At 62.5% G+C, this 18,294-nt stretch carries 22 protein-coding genes; 10 read left to right on the forward strand and 12 right to left on the reverse strand.

Going from position 1 to position 18,294, the window contains the following annotated elements; genetic code table 11:
- Position 1: 1 nt before the first annotated feature.
- The 6 genes from LOY37_RS06955 to LOY37_RS06980 form a co-directional block, all read right to left on the reverse strand.
- Entirely contained in the window at positions 2 to 541 is a 540-nt protein-coding gene (locus LOY37_RS06955) for a cupin domain-containing protein (RefSeq protein ID WP_093386119.1), read from the reverse strand.
- A 14-nt stretch (positions 542 to 555) separates the two neighbouring features.
- Positions 556 to 1,320 (reverse strand): SDR family oxidoreductase, encoded by a 765-nt coding sequence (locus tag LOY37_RS06960; RefSeq protein WP_258716529.1) that lies wholly within the window; start codon positions 1,318 to 1,320, stop codon positions 556 to 558.
- A complete protein-coding gene (locus tag LOY37_RS06965) occupies positions 1,320 to 2,096 on the reverse strand; it encodes an ABC transporter permease (RefSeq protein ID WP_258716530.1) in 777 nt (258 codons plus the stop codon). Before LOY37_RS06965 ends, LOY37_RS06960 begins: the two co-directional genes overlap by 1 nt.
- Positions 2,097 to 2,125: 29 nt before the next feature.
- Positions 2,126 to 3,124 (reverse strand): ABC transporter substrate-binding protein, encoded by a 999-nt coding sequence (locus LOY37_RS06970; protein WP_258716531.1) that lies wholly within the window; start codon positions 3,122 to 3,124, stop codon positions 2,126 to 2,128.
- A gap of 39 nt (positions 3,125 to 3,163) precedes the next feature.
- Complete coding sequence (locus LOY37_RS06975) at positions 3,164 to 4,000, reverse strand: ABC transporter ATP-binding protein (protein ID WP_045193440.1); 837 nt, start codon at positions 3,998 to 4,000, stop codon at positions 3,164 to 3,166.
- A 335-nt stretch (positions 4,001 to 4,335) separates the two neighbouring features.
- Positions 4,336 to 5,220, reverse strand: a complete 885-nt coding sequence (locus LOY37_RS06980) for a DMT family transporter (protein ID WP_258716532.1) — start codon at positions 5,218 to 5,220, stop codon at positions 4,336 to 4,338.
- A gap of 186 nt (positions 5,221 to 5,406) precedes the next feature.
- On the opposite strand from LOY37_RS06980, the gene aceK reads away from it, so the two are divergent.
- Complete coding sequence (gene aceK / locus LOY37_RS06985; RefSeq protein WP_258716533.1) at positions 5,407 to 7,128, forward strand: bifunctional isocitrate dehydrogenase kinase/phosphatase; 1,722 nt, start codon at positions 5,407 to 5,409, stop codon at positions 7,126 to 7,128.
- A 327-nt stretch (positions 7,129 to 7,455) separates the two neighbouring features.
- On the opposite strand, the gene LOY37_RS06990 is transcribed toward aceK, so the two are convergent.
- Positions 7,456 to 8,325 carry a DUF6279 family lipoprotein gene (locus tag LOY37_RS06990; protein WP_258716534.1) on the reverse strand — a complete coding sequence of 290 codons (870 nt, stop codon included), beginning with the start codon at positions 8,323 to 8,325 and terminating at the stop codon, positions 7,456 to 7,458.
- Positions 8,326 to 8,470: 145 nt separating this feature from the next.
- Between LOY37_RS06990 and LOY37_RS06995 the strand changes: the two genes are divergently transcribed.
- Entirely contained in the window at positions 8,471 to 9,307 is an 837-nt protein-coding gene (locus tag LOY37_RS06995) for a S1 RNA-binding domain-containing protein (protein ID WP_045193436.1), read from the forward strand.
- Here the strand turns inward: LOY37_RS06995 and LOY37_RS07000 are convergent, their stop codons facing one another.
- Positions 9,308 to 9,688, reverse strand: a complete 381-nt coding sequence (locus LOY37_RS07000) for a hypothetical protein (RefSeq protein WP_038996550.1) — start codon at positions 9,686 to 9,688, stop codon at positions 9,308 to 9,310. It abuts the gene before it with no gap.
- 208 nt (positions 9,689 to 9,896) lie between these two features.
- On the opposite strand from LOY37_RS07000, the gene LOY37_RS07005 reads away from it, so the two are divergent.
- The 3 genes from LOY37_RS07005 (at position 9,897) to def (ending at position 11,758) form a co-directional block, all read left to right on the forward strand.
- Positions 9,897 to 10,076 carry a CsbD family protein gene (locus tag LOY37_RS07005; protein WP_045193435.1) on the forward strand — a complete coding sequence of 60 codons (180 nt, stop codon included), beginning with the start codon at positions 9,897 to 9,899 and terminating at the stop codon, positions 10,074 to 10,076.
- Positions 10,077 to 10,242: 166 nt separating this feature from the next.
- Complete coding sequence (locus LOY37_RS07010) at positions 10,243 to 11,229, forward strand: YihY/virulence factor BrkB family protein (RefSeq protein WP_093386097.1); 987 nt, start codon at positions 10,243 to 10,245, stop codon at positions 11,227 to 11,229.
- Entirely contained in the window at positions 11,219 to 11,758 is a 540-nt protein-coding gene (gene def, locus LOY37_RS07015; RefSeq protein ID WP_258716535.1) for a peptide deformylase, read from the forward strand. The genes LOY37_RS07010 and def overlap by 11 nt, the downstream gene beginning before the upstream one ends.
- Here def and LOY37_RS07020 read toward each other — a convergent pair.
- Positions 11,710 to 12,081, reverse strand: a complete 372-nt coding sequence (locus tag LOY37_RS07020) for a GNAT family N-acetyltransferase (protein WP_309475544.1) — start codon at positions 12,079 to 12,081, stop codon at positions 11,710 to 11,712. The genes def and LOY37_RS07020 overlap by 49 nt on opposite strands.
- A gap of 366 nt (positions 12,082 to 12,447) precedes the next feature.
- Between LOY37_RS07020 and LOY37_RS07025 the strand changes: the two genes are divergently transcribed.
- Positions 12,448 to 12,705, forward strand: a complete 258-nt coding sequence (locus tag LOY37_RS07025; protein ID WP_195885909.1) for a DUF2790 domain-containing protein — start codon at positions 12,448 to 12,450, stop codon at positions 12,703 to 12,705.
- A gap of 99 nt (positions 12,706 to 12,804) precedes the next feature.
- Positions 12,805 to 13,434 carry a lytic polysaccharide monooxygenase auxiliary activity family 9 protein gene (locus LOY37_RS07030; protein WP_045193429.1) on the forward strand — a complete coding sequence of 210 codons (630 nt, stop codon included), beginning with the start codon at positions 12,805 to 12,807 and terminating at the stop codon, positions 13,432 to 13,434.
- Positions 13,435 to 13,440: 6 nt separating this feature from the next.
- Here LOY37_RS07030 and ada read toward each other — a convergent pair whose 3' ends face one another.
- The 3 genes from ada to LOY37_RS07045 form a co-directional block, all read right to left on the reverse strand.
- The gene (gene ada / locus LOY37_RS07035) at positions 13,441 to 14,502 is read right to left on the reverse strand and encodes a bifunctional DNA-binding transcriptional regulator/O6-methylguanine-DNA methyltransferase Ada (RefSeq protein WP_258610008.1); all 1,062 of its coding nucleotides are present in this window, start codon (positions 14,500 to 14,502) and stop codon (positions 13,441 to 13,443) included.
- 76 nt (positions 14,503 to 14,578) lie between these two features.
- The gene (locus tag LOY37_RS07040; protein WP_093386074.1) at positions 14,579 to 15,208 is read right to left on the reverse strand and encodes a DNA-3-methyladenine glycosylase; all 630 of its coding nucleotides are present in this window, start codon (positions 15,206 to 15,208) and stop codon (positions 14,579 to 14,581) included.
- Positions 15,208 to 16,551: a PLP-dependent aminotransferase family protein gene (locus LOY37_RS07045; protein WP_258716537.1), complete on the reverse strand. Its 1,344-nt coding sequence runs from the start codon at positions 16,549 to 16,551 to the stop codon at positions 15,208 to 15,210. Before LOY37_RS07045 ends, LOY37_RS07040 begins: the two co-directional genes overlap by 1 nt.
- Before the next feature lie 87 nt (positions 16,552 to 16,638).
- Between LOY37_RS07045 and LOY37_RS07050 the strand changes: the two genes are divergently transcribed.
- Genes LOY37_RS07050 through LOY37_RS07060 form a run of 3 tightly spaced genes read left to right on the forward strand, consistent with a single transcriptional unit; the run spans position 16,639 to position 18,235 of the window.
- Positions 16,639 to 17,595, forward strand: coding sequence for a threonine dehydratase (locus LOY37_RS07050; RefSeq protein ID WP_258716538.1), 957 nt, complete (start codon positions 16,639 to 16,641; stop codon positions 17,593 to 17,595).
- Between the two features lie 57 nt (positions 17,596 to 17,652).
- The gene (locus tag LOY37_RS07055) at positions 17,653 to 17,994 is read left to right on the forward strand and encodes a type II toxin-antitoxin system HicA family toxin (RefSeq protein WP_258716539.1); all 342 of its coding nucleotides are present in this window, start codon (positions 17,653 to 17,655) and stop codon (positions 17,992 to 17,994) included.
- Positions 17,903 to 18,235: a type II toxin-antitoxin system HicB family antitoxin gene (locus LOY37_RS07060; RefSeq protein ID WP_195885914.1), complete on the forward strand. Its 333-nt coding sequence runs from the start codon at positions 17,903 to 17,905 to the stop codon at positions 18,233 to 18,235. The genes LOY37_RS07055 and LOY37_RS07060 overlap by 92 nt, the downstream gene beginning before the upstream one ends.
- Positions 18,236 to 18,294 lie beyond the last annotated feature (59 nt).

An 18,294-nucleotide genomic window follows, 5' to 3' on the forward strand; every position in this document is an offset into this window, starting at 1 on the left:
CTTAACCGCGCTTGATCGAGGCCAGCGGGTGCGCTGGCGGGTAGGTCGGGGTCACCGGCTTTTTCGCGCCGAGCATCACGCACATCAGCGCGTCTTCATCGCCGATGTTGATCTCTTCGCGGTACACGCCCGGCGGTACCGAAATCAGGTCGCGGTCGGTGAGCACGGTTTCGAAGCGCTCGCCGTCTTTCTCGATGATCACCTTGAGCTTGCCGCGCAACACGAAGAACACTTCCTCGACGTCGGTATGGATATGCGGCGGGCCTTCATGACCGGCCGGGATGACCATGGTCGAGAAGGTGAAGTGCTCCGAGGGGATGGTGTTCATGTCGCTGTTGACCCCGGTGCCGCCGGTGCCGACGTAACGCATTTGCGCGCGGCGGAACTTGGGGTCGAAGTCGGCCTGGAACTTCAGCGCGTCCCAGTCGTACTTGCGGGTTTGGTAGCGGGCGATGCGGGTCTGCATCCAGCCAGCGAGGTCCGAGCCTGCGGGTTGTTCCCAGGTTTTCGCGGTGGCGTTTTGTACGGATAGGTCGGTCATGGGTTTCTCCTTGCTCAAGGCATGACGAACCCGCCGTTGACCGGCAGGGTTTGTCCAGTGATGAAGCGCGACAGGTCGGACAGGGCGAACAGCACGGCGCCGCTGACGTCTTCTGGCAGTTGCGGGCGCTGAATCGCCCGTTGTTCGGTGTACAGGCGGTGGCGCGCCTCGGGCACATAGGCGGTGGCCTCGACCAGCACCAGGCCGGGGGCGATGGCATTGACGGTGATGTTGTCAGTGCCAAGTTCACGGGCCAGGCTGCGGGTCATGGCGATGATCGCGCCCTTGCTGGCGACATACGCCAGCAGGTTCGGCGCGCCCCACAGCGGCGTGTCGGAGGCCAGGTTGATCACCGCGCCCTTGGCGCTGGCGCGCAGGGCCGGCAGGCAGGCGCGGGTCATCAGCCAGGTGCCGCGCACGTTGACCTGCATGACCTGGTCCCAGGTGTCGATGTCCAGTTGCTCGCAGGTCTTGCCGCCGGAGTTGGTGATCGAGGCGTTGTTGACCAGGCCGTCGAGGCCGCCGAGCCCGGCAACCGCCTCGGCGACGCAGGCAGTGATCGACTCCGGGTTGCCCAGGTCGAGGGTCACGCCGGTCACCTGCAAGCCTTGCTCGCGCAGCTCGCAGGCGGCCTGCAGCACGCGCTCCTGGAGAATATCGGCGATCACCACGCGGGCACCGGCCTGGCCGATGGCCTGGGCGAAGGCATAGCCCAGGCCACGGGCGCCACCGGTGACCAGCACGCGGCGGCCTTCAAGCATGGTTTTGAATGGGTTCATCATTGGGTACTCAGCATGGCTTTGGGCAGGTAGTGCAGGACGCGTTTCTCGGCCCAGACCACCGCGCCGTAGGCCAGCACGCCGATCAGGGTGAGCATGACGATGGCGACGAAGACCCCGGCGGTGTTGCCCTGGCCTTCAGCGTCGACCAACAGGAAGCCCAGGCCCTGGTTACCGCCGACCAGTTCGCCGACGGTGACGCCGATCACCGCCAGGGTCGAGGCGATGCGCAGGCCCGAGAACAGCGCGGCCATGGCCGAGGGGAACTCCACCAGGCGGAAGATCTGCCAGCGGCTGGCGTTCATGGTGCGCACCAGATTGATCATGTCCGGGTCAACGGTGCGGATCGCCGAGAGCACGTTGATCATCACCGGGAAGAACACGATGAGGATGGCGATGAGGATCTTCGGGTAGATGGTGTAGCCCAGCCACATCACGAACAGCGGCGCGAAGGCGACTTTCGGGGCGATCTGCAGGGCCAGGATGTACGGCGAGAGCATGGCCTCGGCCGACGGCGACAGGCCCAGCGACACGCCGATGGCCACGCCCAGCAGGGCGCCGAGGCCAAAGCCGACGATGATCTCGAAGGCGGTGATCAGGGTGTGCTGCAGCAGGCCGCTGGACTGCCACATCACCAGGCTTTCCTGGGCCACGCGGCTCAGTTGCGGCATGACGAACTCGGGCATGCCGAGCAGGCCGGGGCCCCACTGCCAGAGCAGCAGGAACAGGATCAGCAGGGCGACGCTGCCGAGCACGGAGGTGTTGAGGTTTTTCATCGGGCTAATACCTTGTTATGCATCCAGGCTTATTGCGCGGCCGTGGTGGTTTCGATGAACTGGTTGCTGTAGAGCTCGTCGAGCTTGGGTTCCTTGGCGACGATGCCTTCGCTGACGTAGAACTTGCGCACTGCGTCCAGGCGCGCCGGGTCGATGCGCCCGAGCACGGTCTGGTTGGCGTAGACGTGCTCGACATACAGGCGCAAGGTTTTCTCCAGCGCCGCTTCCTTGCCGGCGTAGGCCGGCACGGCCTTGGCGAAGGTGGCGGCGGCGGCTTTCGGGTCCTGGATGATGTCGCGCATGCCCTGCAGGGTGGCCTGGACCACGCCGCCGACCACCTGCGGCTGGTTGTTGATGGCGTCGTCCGAGGCGAGGATCGCCTGGGCCATGCTCTCGAAGATTTCACTCTGCGGGATCAGGCTGATCTTCAGCCCGGCCTCTTCGGCATTCACCACCCAGTCCGGCACCCCGGCCATGGCCTGGGCCTTGTTGGCCGAAAACAGCTGCCACACCCCCGAGGGGCCGGCGGCCTGGATATCGACGTCGTTCTTGTTCAGGCCAGCCTTGCGCAGCGAGGCGAGCAGGGCGTAGTAGGTGGTGTCGGAGTAGGACATCACGGTCAGGGTCTTGCCCTTGAGGTCCTTGATCGACTGGATGTTCTCGCCGGCGTTGGTGGCGATCATGGTCACCCCGCCGGCACCGAGCACCGCCACCGCACGCACCGGAATACCGTTGGCGCGGACCACGATCGGGGTGTCACCGATGGCGCCGCCGAGCATGGCGTTGCCGGCACCGATCTGCTTGGCGACATCGACTCCGCCCTTGGCGGCGATGAAGGTCAGGTCCAGGTCCCTGGCACGGTAGTAGCCCTTTTCCTTGGCGATGATCCACGGCGCAAAAGCCGGCGAGTTGGGCGGCGCGGGCAGCAGGTAGGTGATCTTGGTCGGCTCTGCCTGGGCGCTGAGCGCCAGGCCAAGGCCCAGGGCGATGACTGAAGTCTGTGCCAGGCGTTGCAGGGACTTGAACATGCGTACTCCTGAATCGGTTGATGGGCCGGTGGCCGTTGATCAATGCAGTTCGGTGTCTTCGCCGACTTTCAGCAGTTCCATCAGGCGCCCGGCCAGCGGGCCGATTTCCGGCAGCTTGCGGCGCTCCAGCGGGTTGTCGCGAAACGGCAGGTCGACAGTGATTTCTTCGATGATGGTGCCGGGGCGGGCGCTCATCACCAGCAGACGGTCGGACATGGCAATCGCCTCGACCAGGTCATGGGTGATGAACAGCGCGGTTTTCTTTTCTTCGAACAGCATCCGCGCCAGGTCCTGTTGCAGGATCATCTTGGTCTGCGCATCGAGGGCCGAGAACGGCTCGTCGAGGAACAGCACCTGCGGGTCGATGGCCAGGGTCCGGGCCAGGGCGGCGCGCTGGCGCATGCCACCCGACAGCTGGAACGGATAGTGGTCGGCAAAGCCTTGCAGGTGGCAGCGATTGAGCAGATCTTCGGCAATCGGCTGGCGCTTGGCGGCGGGCATACCCTGGATTTCCAGGCCCAGCTCGACGTTGCGGCGGATGCTGCGCCAGGGCATCAAAAGATCCTTCTGCAGCATGAAGGCGACCTTGCGCACCGGCCCGACCACCGCTTCGCCACCGACGAAAACTTCGCCTTCGCTGGGGCGGTAGAGGCCCGAGCCCATGTTGAGGATGGTGCTTTTGCCGCAACCGGACGGGCCGATGATCGATACCACCTCGCCGCGGCGGATCTTGAAGTTCACCTCGCGAATGGCAAAGGGCGCCTCGGCCTTGCCCTTGGCCGGGAAGCATTTACCGACATTGCGAAATTCGATTTCGGTCGGCTCCAGGTCTTCCTTGGAGTGCGGCGTATTCCATTGAGAGGGGATTGCGTACATCTCTTTCACAGCCATTGGGGAAGCTCTCTGGTCTGTTTTATAGGTGATACGCGGTTTAGTGCATGAACAATGCCAGTTGTGATTATCCCTACAGCTAAAGGTAAAAACTCCTATTTCTTAATGGTTTACGCGAACTCCAAGAAAATCTGTTTGTTTTATATATAAAACAAGGTTTTCTATATGGCACGAAATTGCACAACAACTGCGCGTGGCAATTGCGGGTGCAATGAAAAGAGGCTTTTTTCGGTAACGCCAGTGAAGGGCTGGTTTCAGGGGTGAAACCAGAAACTGTGGAAGCTGGCTTGGCAGCTCCCACAGGAACAAGCATTAACCTGTCAGGCGCGAGCTGGCTTGAGCACCAGCCACAACGCCACGGCAATCAACAACCCGCCGTACAGGTGCGCCATCGACAGCGGCTCGTCCAGCAGCCAGGCGCCCCACAGCACACCGAAGGCCGGGATCATGAAGGTCACGGTGCTGGATTTGACCGGGCCGATCTCGCTGATCAGGCGGAAATACAGGATGTAGGCAAAGGCGGTGCACACCAGCCCCAGGCCCAGCAACGACGCCCACACCTGCCAGCCACCCCAGCTTGCCGGCGGCTGGGTGAGCACGCTGTAGCCGAACAGTGGTAACAGCAGCAAGGTTGCGCCCATCATGCTGCCCAGCGCCGACAGGCGGCTGTCGAGGCCGCCTTGCTGGTCGAGCCAGCGCCGGGCGAGAAAGCCGGCCAGGCCGTAGCACGCGGTCGCCGCCAGGCACGAGAGGGCGCCTTGCAACAGCTTGGCGTCGAACGCCACCGGCCCCGCGCCACTGAGAATGCCAACCCCGAACAGGCCGAGGAAGATGCCGCTGAGCTTGGCCAGGGTCAGCGGTTCACGGAACAACAACGCGCCAATCAGCACGCCCATCAGCGGCGTGGTGGCATTGAAGATCGCCGAGTAGCCGGCCGGCAGCACCTGGGCGGCCACTGAATAAAGGGTGGCGGGTATCCCCGAGTTGACCATGCCCAGCACCAGGCAGGCCTTGAGCTTGCCATTGAAGTCCCAGCGCACCCGCAGCAGGGCGAGAATCACCAGCAGGCCGAGGCAGGCGATGGAGACGCGGAAAAACGCCGTCGGCAGGGTGCCGAGCACCGGCGCGATGATGCGCATGAACAGAAAGCTCGCCCCCCAGACAGCAGCAAGAATCAACAGGCGGGATATGGCGATGGGGCTCATGGGGCTCTCCGGGTCCTTTGGGGCAGGGCGCGAGTTTACGTTACATCGCAGCCTGCGCTCTCTCCCTTTCTTGCGCTTGAATTCAGCACCCGGCGAGTTTGGCCGATACAGCCGCGCCAACAGGCTTTCCCTGCCCGTGGCGACTGGCTAAGCTCAGGCTTTGACATTCCCGCAGAGGTCTGACGTATGCCCCAGCAATGGCCGGCCGCCGATATCGCCCGGATGATCCTCGATGGCTTCGACGATTACCGCGAGCATTTCCGCCAGATCACCGATGGCGCCCGCGAGCGATTCGAGCAGGCCCAGTGGCAACAGACCCAGAGCGCCTCGGCGGCGCGCATCAATCTGTATGAGGAAAAGGTCAGCGAGGTCAGCGGCTGGCTGCGCCAGGGCTTCGAGGGCGAGGTGCTGCTCGACGTCTCGCTATGGCCGCTGGTCAAAAGTGCTTATATAGGCCTGATCGACCCGCGCCTGGACGATGAACTGTCCGAGACCTGGTACAACTCGATCTTCTGCAGCCTGTTCAGCCATGACCTGATCAGCGATGGGTGCATGTTCATCCACACCACCCGGCCCTCGCTGCGCAGCCACGAGCGGGCAGCGCAAACCCGCACCTATCGGCCACAAAGCGGCTTGAGCGCATTGCTGGCGCAGGTGTTTGCCGACTACCGTTTCGATGTGCCCTACGCGGACCTTGCCGGCGACTTGGCACGCCTCGAGGGGCAACTGCGCGAGAACCTGCCGGACTGGGTCTGCAAAGACCCGGCCCTGGCCGTCGAGCTGTTTTCCTCGGTGTTGTACCGCAACAAGGGCGCCTACCTGGTCGGGCGCCTGTACACCCAGGACGAGCAATGGCCGCTGGTGATCCCGCTGCTGCACCGCGAGGGCCACGGCATCGAGGTCGACGCGCTGATCACCGACGAAGCCGAGGTGTCGATCATCTTCTCCTTCACCCGCTCCTACTTCATGGTCGATGTACCGGTGCCGGCCGAGTTCGTCGGCTTTCTCAAGCGCATCCTGCCGGGCAAGCACATCGCCGAGCTGTACACCTCGATCGGCTTTTACAAGCACGGCAAGTCGGAGTTCTACCGGGCGCTGATCAACCACCTGGCCGGCACCGATGACCGCTTCATCATGGCCCCGGGCGTGCGTGGCATGGTCATGAGCGTGTTTACCCTGCCGGGCTTCAACACCGTATTCAAGATCATCAAGGACCGCTTCTCGCCGTCGAAGAACGTCGACCGCGCCACGGTGATCGAAAAGTACCGGCTGGTAAAAAGCGTCGACCGCGTCGGGCGCATGGCCGATACCCAGGAGTTCTCCGATTTTCGTTTCCCCTTGAGCAAGTTCGAGCCCGAGTGCCTGGCCGAACTGCTGGAAGTGGCGCCGTCCACCGTCGAAGTGCACGGCGACACCGTGCTGATCCGCCACTGCTGGACCGAGCGGCGCATGACCCCGCTCAACCTCTACCTGGAAAACGCCAACGACGCCCAGGTACGCGAGGCCCTGGAAGACTACGGCCTGGCCATCAAGCAACTGGCGGCGGCGAACATCTTCCCCGGTGACATGCTGCTGAAGAACTTTGGCGTTACCCGGCACGGGCGGGTGGTGTTCTACGACTACGACGAAATCTGCTTTCTGACCGAGGTCAACTTCCGCTATATCCCGCCGCCGCGCACGCCGGAGGATGAAATGGCCTCCGAGCCCTGGTACTCGATCGGCCCGCTGGACGTGTTCCCCGAGGAGTTTCCACCGTTTCTGTTCGCCGATAGCGGCCAGCGCCGGTTGTTCAACCAGCTGCACGGCGAGTTGTACGACGCCGACTACTGGAAGAGCCTGCAGGCGGCGATCCGCGGCGGCAAAGTGATCGATGTGTTCCCGTACCGGCGCAAGTGCCGGGAGGGCTGAACAACATCGCGGGTCAAGCCCGCTCCCACAGGAATGAGGGTGAATCTGTGGGAGCGGGCTTGACCCGCGATGCGAAGGCGCCCCACGTACAACCGCCATATAGCGTTGTGCCGTCGACATCGAGTAATGAGCCGGACTGCTAAATCCGATCGTTGGATTTTCCAACGACTCGATTTGTCGCTGTGTGAGCAGCCTGCACCGGACCTTGTGGGAGCGGGCTTGACCCGCGATCGAGCGCGTAGCGGTCGTATGCCAGGCAACTCCTGGTTTGCTGGCTGTACTGGCCTCATCGCGGGTCAAGCCCGCTCCTACCGTTGAATGCGGCCGCTACCCCTTCAAGCACTTCAACTCACTGAAACTCTGGCGCACCTGCGCAAGCTTCTGCTCCAGGTACTGGCGCTGTTGTTCGCTGCTCTGCGCCATCACATCCACCAACAAGCGCCGCGCCTCCTGCTCGGTGCGCTGGAAGGCGATCCGGTACTCCGGGGTCCACAGGCTTTCGCGCTTTTTCAAGAGGATCTCCAGGCGAGGCTCGAAGCTGTCGCTGTGGCGCTGGTCCATGGCTGCGCTGAACTGTGCCTGCCAATGGGCGCGGTTGGCGATCCACTGGCGGTTCTGCTCGCCCAGGCCCTGGGACCAGGTCATGACTCGAAGTTTTTGCTGCGGGCTGAGCTCGCCCAGCCAGGTGCTCAGGCGTTTTTCCATTCGCTCGGCGCGGCGTTCGATCTGCCGCGCCAGTGGGGTATTGACGTATTTGGCCTGGCGTTCGCGAATGTCGTCAGCAAAGGCTTCGCGCATTTCCCGCACTTGCTCGTCATCCATGCTGCGCAACAGTTCGGCGGCCGACGGAGTGATCTGGTCGGCGACCTTGGCAATCGCCTGCCGGGCTTCTTCAGTGCGTACCTGCAACTGCTGGTCGGTTATCACATTGCGGGCGACCATCGCCTGAATTTCGTCGATCCATGTCAGGTAGCCGGGCAGTTGCGTGCGGCAATGCCAGGCCAACTGCTGTTTGAGCCGTTCATTGAGCCAGGTTTTTTGCTGGCGATTCATGCTCAGGTAGTCGTTGAGCGACCAGGGCACCAGCATGTCGAGGTTGCGGTAGGCCAGGTCGATACGGTTGCAGGCGACCACCAGCAAGGCCGATATCACCAGCAACAGAACGGTGCGCAGGTACTTGGACAGGCAGGCGTACATGAGCGAATCCTTGCGAAGGCTTGCTTGTCTTTATAGAACAGGGCAAGCCTGTGCGGTTCATTTTGCTGACAGGCCGTCATCGGCGACCGGGCGCAATCGCCGCGTGAGGTGTAGAATGCCCCGCTCGCAACGAGGATTTCCGGAAATGGCTTTAGTTGGGCGTTACAACACTTTGCAAGTGGTCAAGCACACAGACTTCGGTCTGTACCTGGACGGCGGGGCGGACGGCGAAATCCTGCTGCCCAACCGTTACATCCCCAAGGACACGCCCACCGAGGTCGAGGACTGGCTGAACGTCTTCATCTACCTCGACAGCGAAGACAAGCTGATCGCCACCACGGAAAAGACCAAGTTGCAGGTCGGCGACTTCGCCAGCCTCAAGGTCAAGGAAATCAACAGCATCGGCATCTTCCTCGATTGGGGCCTGCCCAAAGACCTGCTGATGCCGTACTCCGAAGAAAAGCGCCAGATGAAGGCCGGCGAGTACTGCGTGGTGCATGCCTACCTCGACAAGCGCACCCGCCGCATCACTGCCACCGCGCGCCTGGACCGCTACCTGGACAAGGTGCCGGCCAACTATAAGGTCGGCCAGGAGGTTGATTTGCTGGTGGTCGAAGAAACCCCAATGGGCTTCAAGGCGATCATCAACAACAAGCACTGGGGCCTGATTCACAAGAACGAGGTGTTCAAGTTCCTGCGTTCGGGCAAGCAGGAGAAGGGCTACATCAAAGAGCTGCGCAGCGACGGCAAGATTGCCCTGAGCCTGCAGCCCATCGGCCAGGACCTGGCCAACAGCCTGCACGACAAGATCCTCGCCAAGCTCAAGGACGCCAACGGCGTGCTGCCGGTCAGCGACAAGAGCGACCCGCAGTTGATCAGCGATCTGTTCGGGGTCAGCAAGGGCAACTTCAAGAAGGCCATCGGTGCCTTGTACAAGGATGGCCGCATCGTCATCCACGCCGACCGCATCGAACTGGCTTGATCAGACCTGCTTGAAGCCTGCAAAGCTCAGGTTCTCACCGCCTGGGCGCAGGTCTTTGAGCAGCGAGTCGCGATCGGCGCTCAGCGCCAGGCTGATGGTCGAGCGACGCTTGCCCGGGTGGCGCACTTCCATTTTTTCCTGATGGGCCTGCAGGTAGTTCACCGGCACCTTCAAATGCTGCAGCTCGTCGGTTTCGGGGGTGTGCAGCAGCAGGTTGACCCAGTCGGGCTGGCCCTTGCGCAGCAGTTTCACCGGCACATCGAACCACCACAGGCTGCGCTTGGTGTCGAGCACGGCAAACAGGGTGTTGTCGCTGTTGAGCACGGGGCGTTCCAGTTCCTGGTTGCGGCGGGCGATGGCGGTGGGTTTGTCGAGTTTCATGCAGGTTCCTACGGGTGACGCTTGAAAGGTCGCTTATTGTGCTGGCAACGCGATGAAACATAAAGCGACGTTGCTCGCCGGCCTCTCTATTGCCCCTGCGCGCTCGACAGGCGGCCCGCCGAAAAATAATTGAAACTCTCGCAAGCGGCCACGGGTCCACAGACTGTCGACTCTGACAGCGTGTTATTTCCCCTTCAGGAGAACTCCCATGAGTGGCACTAAAGATAAAGTCAAAGGCATGGCCAATGAGGCTGTTGGCAACATCAAGCAAGGTGTCGGCAAAGTGACCGACAATGATCGTCTGCGCGCCGAAGGCGAACTGCAGGAGCGCAAAGGCGAAGCCCAGCAAGTGGTCGGCAAGGTCAAGGATGCCGTGAAGAAGCCTTGAACCCTGTGAGCAGGGCGGGACGACGGCCATCCTCGGGTGGCCGTTGTGCTATCTGCAGCAATCAATCGCAACTTTGAGGCGATCGTCGATTAGACTTCAGGACGTACCTGTCAGATGAGTGTGTGAGGAGCCCGCCCATGAACCTCGAGCGGCGAAAGGAGACGCTATGATTTTTCCCGACCTGCGCGGCTTGCCGTTGCACCGTGTGCTGGTGCGCACGGTCAAGGAATTTCTCGACGACGAGATGTCCACCTATGCCTCGGCGCTGGCCTACCAGATGCTGTTCTCGCTATTTCCCTTCCTGCTGTTTTTGATCGCCCTGATCGGTTTCCTGCATTTGCCCGACTTCTTCTCCTGGCTGCGCCTGCAGTCGGAACTGGTGTTGCCGCCCCAGGCGCTGGAGCAGGTCAACCCGGTGATCGACCAGTTGCAGCAGTCCAAGGGCGGCTTGCTCTCGGTGGGTATCGTCATTGCCCTGTGGACCGCTTCAGCCGGCGTGCGGCTGATGATGAGCGCCATGAACGCCGCATATGATGTGGTCGAAGGGCGCCCGGTGTGGAAGCGCATTCCGCTGTCGGTGATCTACACCGTCGGTATCGCCGGCATGCTTCTGGCGGCCGCCGCGCTGATGGTGCTGGGGCCGCAGGTGATGGAATGGATTGCCGCGCAGATCGGCATGCAGGAGTTCATCGTCACCTTGTGGACGGTGCTGCGCTGGCCGGCGATCATCATTCTGATGATGGTCGCGGTGGCGCTGATCTATTACGTGATGCCCGATGTGAAGCAGAAGTTTCGCTTCATTACCCCGGGTTCGGTACTGGCGGTGGTGGTGTGGATCATCGCCTCGTTGGGCTTTGGTTATTACGTCAAGACCTTCGCCGACTACAACGCCATGTACGGCAGTATCGGCGCGATCATTGTCCTGCTGTTGTACTTCTATATTTCTGCTGCCGTATTGCTGTTGGGCGCGGAGATGAACGCGGTGATCGAGCATATGTCCGAGGAAGGCAAGGACCCTGGCGAAAAAGACTTTGATGGCGTGGCCCCTGAGCATGATAAAAAGCATGTATCCGGGCTGGGCCGCGATCACTCACTCGATCATGAAACCACGCCTGCCAGCGAACCCCTGAGTCGAAGCCAGCATGATTCATGACATCCTGAAAATGGGCGATGAGCGCTTGTTGCGCATCGCCCCGCCGGTGCCGCAGCACCTGATCGGCAGCGCCGAGCTTGAGCGGTTGATCGCCGACATGTTCGAAACCATGGAGCATGTCGGCGGCGTTGGCCTGGCCGCGCCGCAGATCGGCATCGACCTGCAACTGGTGATCTTCGGCTTCGAGCGCAGCGAGCGCTACCCGGATGCCGAGGCGGTGCCGCGAACCATTTTGCTCAACCCGCTGATCACGCCCTTGGGCACCGAGGTCGAGGATGGCTGGGAAGGCTGCCTGTCGGTGCCGGGCCTGCGTGGCGTGGTGCCACGCTACCAGCGGATTCGCTACGAAGGCGTCGACCCCCAGGGCCAGCCCATCGTGCGCAACGCCGAAGGCTTTCATGCGCGGGTGGTGCAGCATGAATGCGATCACCTGATCGGCCGCCTGTACCCCTCGCGCATTCACGACTTCAGCCGCTTCGGCTATACCGAGGTGCTGTTCCCCGGGCTGGACCCGGCCAGCGACGACTGAACCCGCACCATCGCCAGCAGCGGCTTGCTTTGCTGGTAGCGCTGCAGGCGCTCGGCCAGTGGCGCAGGCAGGGCGTCGGTGCTGGTGAAGGCCTGGTGGGCGTAAAAGCTTGTCAGGCCCGGGTGACAGAACAGCCAGATATTGCCTTGCAACTCAGCCAGCGCCGCGTCGATCAAGCGCCCGGCGAGCTGTTGGCCGCGCCAGGCGGGGGCAACGAACAAGCCGGTCAGCCAATGGCCGCCGGGCACTTCACTCAGGCACAAGGCGGCGACGATTTCCTCGGCTCGGGCCACCCAAAGCCGACCCTGGGCCGCTGCGCGCATGGGCGAGCCGTGGTTTCGATAGAATTTATTCAGCAAGGGCCGCTCGGGCGCAAGCAATGGGCAGTAGCGTAAACGGGTCACAGGTTTGATCTGGCAATGGCTCTACCCCGGGCTTTTACACCGCAAGGCAATTAATGTCGAGGGGCGTGCCTCGGGGTTATTGTTGCACAAGTGGTAACAGTGATTGTCCGGCTTCGTGATTTAACGGCCTGAAGTACCTTGTAAACTAACCACATCCCACAGAATACGTTGTAGTGGGGTCGGGTCTTCGTGTTATGTCCCATCGCTTGATATAACAACTTCTCCGCGCCCTTATTGGCGAATGAAGTCAATCGATTAGTTTGATTGCTTTGCAGGCCTATTATCATGAAAGGTTTAATTGCAGTTGCCCTGGTTGCGGTTTCTTCGTTCGCCCTGGCGGATGAAATCAATACCGCCGCGGCGCAACCGGTTGTCGAGCAGTACGACTACAGCACCAACCTGGATATCGCCAAGGTCATCAGCCTGTCGACCATTCCCAATGTCTGTGAAGTGGTACCGGCAACCATGACCTACGAAGACCACCAAGGTCAGCGCCACATCATCGAATACCGCGCCATGGGCGACGGCTGCAGCAACGGCTGATACCGTTCGGCGCCTCTGGGTTGCGCATTGCAGGGCTTGAGCTAGGGTCAAACGGGTCCAGGGTGGACAGGTTTTCTTATCTCACATGGAGTGATTGCAATGAACAGCCCTGAAAAGATTCTGCGTCACGGTCGAGTGATTACCCCTGCCAGTCGCGGTTCCACGGCGATTGAGCTGAAGTTGTTGGGGGTGTCCGAAGTCAATGAAATGGAAGGCGGCAAGAACTTTCCAGACACGGTCGCCGGCCCCGTACCTGCGCCTTATCAAGACGATGTACAAAGTACAGTACCCCCGGCAGACGGCTATATCCTCAGTGGCGGTCGGCAAGATAAGCGTGATTGTGTCAACTTTACCAATGCTGAAATGAGCGCCAAGCTCGGCCATGAATTTAAATGGCCATTGCTGAACGTGACACCAGGGCAAACCTTAAAAGTCGAGTGGACTTATACGGCGCCACACCTCACCCGCGGTTATCGCTGGTTTATTACCAAGGATGGCTGGGACGAGAGTAAGCGCATCACCCGCGCGCAACTTGAAACCACGCCCTTTGCCGATGACATTTATCCCTATGTGCCGCGCTGGGCCCATACGGACAAACTCGTGGCCAAGGTCGAGCACGAGGTCAAGCTACCGGCCAACAAAAAAGGCCATCACGTAATCGTGCTGCTGTGGCTGGTCGCTGACACCGGCAACGCCTTTTACCAGGCTTTCGACGTCAACTTCCAGTAACCCGCCTCACTGGCTCTCGCGCGCCAGCAGCTCACGCTTGCGCTCCACGCCCCAGCGGTAACCCGAGAGGTTGCCGTCGCTGCGCACCACCCGGTGACACGGGATGGCCACAGCCAGGGCATTGGCCGCGCAAGCCTGGGCCACCGCGCGCACCGCCCTGGGAGAGCCGATGCGCTGAGCGATCTCGGCATAACTGGCTGTACTGCCAGCCGGGATCGCCCGCAGCGCCTGCCAGACTCGCTCCTGGAACGCCGTGCCGCGCAGGTCCAGCGGCAGGTCCAGGCCGATGCCCGGCGCTTCGATAAAGCCCACGACCCTGGCCACCAGGGTTTCGAACCCGGCGTCGCCGCCGATCAGGTTGGCCTTGGGGAATTTGTCCTGCAGGTCATTGAGCAGCGCCTGCGGATCGTCACCGAGCAGTATTGCGCAAATCCCCCGTTCACTCTGCGCCACCAGAATTGCCCCCAAGGAGCACTGGCCGATGGCAAAGCGGATGTCGGTGTTGGCGCCGCCGTCGCGATAGGCCCCCGGGGTCATGCCCAGGCGCGCGTTGCTCGATTCGTAGAAGCGGCTGTTGGAATTGAACCCGGCCTCGTAGAGGGCGTCGGTGACCGTTGCCGATTGCTGCAACTGCGTGCGTACCTTGTGCGCGCGGTGGGCCGAGGCATAGGCCTTGGGCGTCAGCCCGGTCACGGCCTTGAACACCCGGTGAAAGTGGAAAGGGCTCAGGTTCAATTGCTCGGCCAGCTGGTTCAGGCTAGGCGCCGGGTCGGCGTTTTCGATCAAAGCGCAGGCGCGGGTGACCTGGGCCCGGTGCTGTTCGGCAACGTGGGTCTGGTCGGCGCCGCGGCGCTTGCTTGGCCGGTACCCGGCGGCTTCGGCCTGTTCGGCGCTGTCGAAAAATTCGACGTTGTCGATGCGCGGCAGGCGCGAGCTACTGCTCGCCCGGCAGTACACGCCGGTGGTGCGCACGGCATAGACGAAGGCCTGGTCAGCGGCCGGGTCGCGGGCCAGGATGGCCTGCCAGCGTGGGTCGGATTCGCTGATCCGTGGTTTGCCTGTACTCATGACGGGGTGCTCCTGGCGTTGATCGATGGGTTCAGGCTACGGCTTTGGCGCTGCGGAAAAACTCCGGGTCTTGCGTTCAAACTCGAGTGGCCGGCACTCGCCACAGGTACCAGGCGGCCACGGTCCGGTAGGGGCTCCAGTGCTTGCCCAGGTCGATCATCTGCCGGCGTGTCGGTTGCCCTTGCAGGCCCTGCAAGCGGCGGTAGCCCTCGCGCACGCCGAAGTCGTCGGCCGGCAGGATGTCCATGCGCTCCAGGGTGTAGATCAGCAACATCTCGACGGTCCAGCGGCCCACGCCACGCAGGCTCACCAGGCGTTCGATCAGTGCCTCGTCTTCAAGCATCAGAGCCTGCTGATAGTCCGGCACCAGGCCGTCGAGGCGCGCCCGGGCGATGCCCTGGATGGTTGCCAGTTTGCTCGCTGAAAAGCCGCAGGCGCGCAATTGCTCCGGGGTGGTCGCCAGCACCTGCTCGGGGCTGGGGAAGGCGCTGCCCGGGTAAAGCGCCAGAAAGCGCGCGAGGATCGCATCGCCGGCCTTGGCATGCAGTTGCTGATAGGCGATAGCCCGCACCAGTGCCTGATACGGGTCACGGGTGGGTTTGGGCTGGTGCAGGCACGGGCCAATCGCCTCGATGTGCGCAGCCCACTGTGGGTCGAGTGCGGCGAGGCAGGTTTGTGCCTCGGTATAGAACGCGTGCGTGCTCATCAGGCCTCCAGTGCCTTGGCCACTTGTTCCAGCGCCTGCTTGAGTTCGGCGCGGCTGCCAGCGGCCGACAGGCTGATACGGATTGCCGCCAGCTCATGCTGTTTTACCGCGAACACCTCGCCTGGCACCACCGCCACGCCATGGGCCCGGCAGGCCTCGGCCAAGCGCGCGGCGCTGAGCCCGGCCTTGACCCAGATGTGCGGCGACGGCAGGCGGCTATTTAGCAGGTGGCCACTGAGCACCTTGCACGCCAGGCGCCAGCGCTGGGTGATTTCCTCGCGCTGCCAGGCCAGGCGCCTTTGTGCGGTGCCATCGGCGATCCAGCGGCAGGCGATCTGCAGGTTCAGCGGCGACACCTGCCAGTGAGTGGCCTGGGCATGCGGGTCGATCTGCTCCAACACTTGCGGCTCAGCCACGATCCAGCCCAGGCGCAGGCCGGCGCCCACAGTTTTCGACAGGCTGCTGATCAACAGGCCGCGCTCACCGAGCATTCGCCATAGCGGTGGTTGGTCGGTGAGTGCGCCGTAGACATCATCTTCGATCACCAGCAGGTCATGGCGCGCGACCACCTCGGCAATCGCCTGCTGGCGGGCGCTGCTCATGCACGCACCCGTTGGGTTGTGCAGGCTCGGGGTCAGGACCATGACCCGTGCGCCGGTGGCCCTGGCGACCCGGTCGAGGTCGTCGGCAACAATGCCCTGATCGTCCAGGGCGATGCCATGCAGGGGCAGGCGCAATTGCCGGCAGGCGGCCTTGATGCCGGGGGCGGTAAGGGCCTCGACCAGCACTGTTTCACCCGGCTGGCACAGCGACAGCAACACCGTGAACAAACCCTGCTGGGCGCCGCCGCACAGCAGCAATTGCCGCTCGTTCAATTGCAAACCGCGGTTGGCCAGCCAGGCGGCGCCGTGCACGCGAGCGCGCAGCAACTCTTCGGCGCTCAGGTAGTGATCCAGGCAAGCCGCCAGCCCCTCCTCAAGCAGCGCCTGCAAAGTGTTTTCGCTGTCGCGGTTGGCCGGCTCGATCACCGGCACGTTGGTCGACAGGTCGATCAGGCTCGATTGCACGTCGCGTTGCTTGAGGCGAAACAGCGTGGCCTCCTTGCTGCCAGCCAGCACATAGGTGCCACGGCCGACTTCACCGGAAACCAAATGGCGTGCCGCCGCCTCACGGTAGGCCTGCTGGGTGGTGCTCGGGTTGAGCCCCAGGTTCCAGGCCAGGCGCCGTTGTGGCGGCAGGCGTTCGCCGACTTTCAGCTCGCCGCGTTCGATGGCAATGGCTATTGCATCGACCAGGGCCAGGTAGCGCGGCTGGGCATCGTCGCAGAGGGTAGGGGTCCACATTTATTGTTGGCCATGCAATATAGGAATTTACCCATACAATGCGCGGCGACTAGGATCAGGTCAAATCCGATCCTGCCGAGGTGTTCCATGTTCGACCTGCCAGCCCTGCGCGAAGCTGCCCGCCTGGTTCATGCCAGCGTACCCGCCACCCCTCAGTACGCCTGGCCGCGCCTGGCCGAGCGGCTGGGCTGCGAAGTCTGGGTCAAGCATGAAAACCATGCCCCGACCGGCGCCTTCAAGGTGCGCGGCGGGTTGATGTATGTGCAGTGGCTGCGGGCACAAAAGCCGGCGGTGCGCGGCCTGGTCACCGCCACCCGCGGCAACCACGGCCAGAGCATGGCCCTGGCCGCGGGCAATGCCGGGCTGCCGATCATCATCGTCGTGCCCGAGGGCAACTCGCTGGAAAAGAATGCGGCGATGCGCGCCCTGGGCGCCCAATTGATCGAACACGGCGCCGACTTTGACCAGGCCCGCGAAGAGGCCGCACGCCTGGCCCGGCTCCACGGCTATGAGAGCGTGCCGCCGTTTCACCCCGAGTTGATCCGTGGCGTCGCCACCTATGCGCTGGAGCTCCTGGAAGCCGTGCACGAGCTGGATTGCATCTACGTGCCGATCGGCATGGGCTCGGGCATCTGCGGTTTGATCCAGGCGCGCAACCTGCTGGGCTTGCGCACCGAGATCGTCGGCGTGGTGTCCAGCGCCGCCGACGCCTTTGCCCAGAGCCTGGAGCAGGGCCGCATCGTCACCACCGCCACGGCCAACACCTTCGCCGATGGCATGGCCTGCCGCATGCCGTTGCCCGAAGCCTTTGAAATCATCCGCCAGCATGCCGCACGCATTGTGCGCGTCAGCGACGAAGAAGTGGCCCGGGCCATGCGCATCTACCACGAAGACACTCACAACACCGCCGAAGGCGCAGGCGCCGCCGGGCTTGCCGCACTGATCCAGGAGCGCGAGCGCCAGCAGGGGCGCAGGGTGGCGGTGATCCTCAGCGGGGCGAACATTGACCGGCAGCGGTATGCGCAGGTGCTGGCGGGCGATTGAAAAATCCTGAATTGAAGCATTGGAAAAAGTGCTATCTTATTTTGATAGCATTTTCCGATGAACAATCGATATCGAAAGATCCTCGACAGCGTCTTCCGCACCCCGACCAGCGCCAGCCTGGTGTTTACCGACATCGAGGCGCTGGTGCTGTACCTGGGCGGGCAAGTGCAGGAACGTGAGGGTTCCAGGGTCAAGTTGATCCTGGGTGGTCAGCTCTGGCGCTGTCACCGGCCGCACCCGGGCAAAGAGGCCAAGCGATATCAGGTGGAAGAAGCCGCGAGTTTCTTCTACGGGCAGGAGTTCAACCATGAACACTATGAACTACAAGGGCTACACCGCCCGAGTCGAATACGATCCACGGGACGATATTTTCGTCGGACGTGTCCTGGGGGTGCGTGACATCATCAGCTTTCACGCCAGCGCCGTCAGGCAGTTGCACGAGGCGTTTCACCTGGCCCTGGATGACTACCTGGCCGATTGCGCCGAGCGTGGGGTCAAGCCGGAAAAACCCGCTTCCGGCAAGGTCATGCTGCGTATCAGGCCAGAAGTCCATGCTGCGGCGACCATCGCCGCTCAATCGGCAGGCAAGAGCCTCAACCAATGGGCCGATGAAGTTTTCGAGCGCGCAGCACAGGCCTGAATAAAGGCAATTTCTTCCAATACAGCCCAGCAGAAAACCGTTTTAATAGCGCCTGCCAT

The sequence above is a fragment of the Pseudomonas sp. B21-012 genome, assembly GCF_024749305.1.
GTDB lineage: Bacteria > Pseudomonadota > Gammaproteobacteria > Pseudomonadales > Pseudomonadaceae > Aquipseudomonas.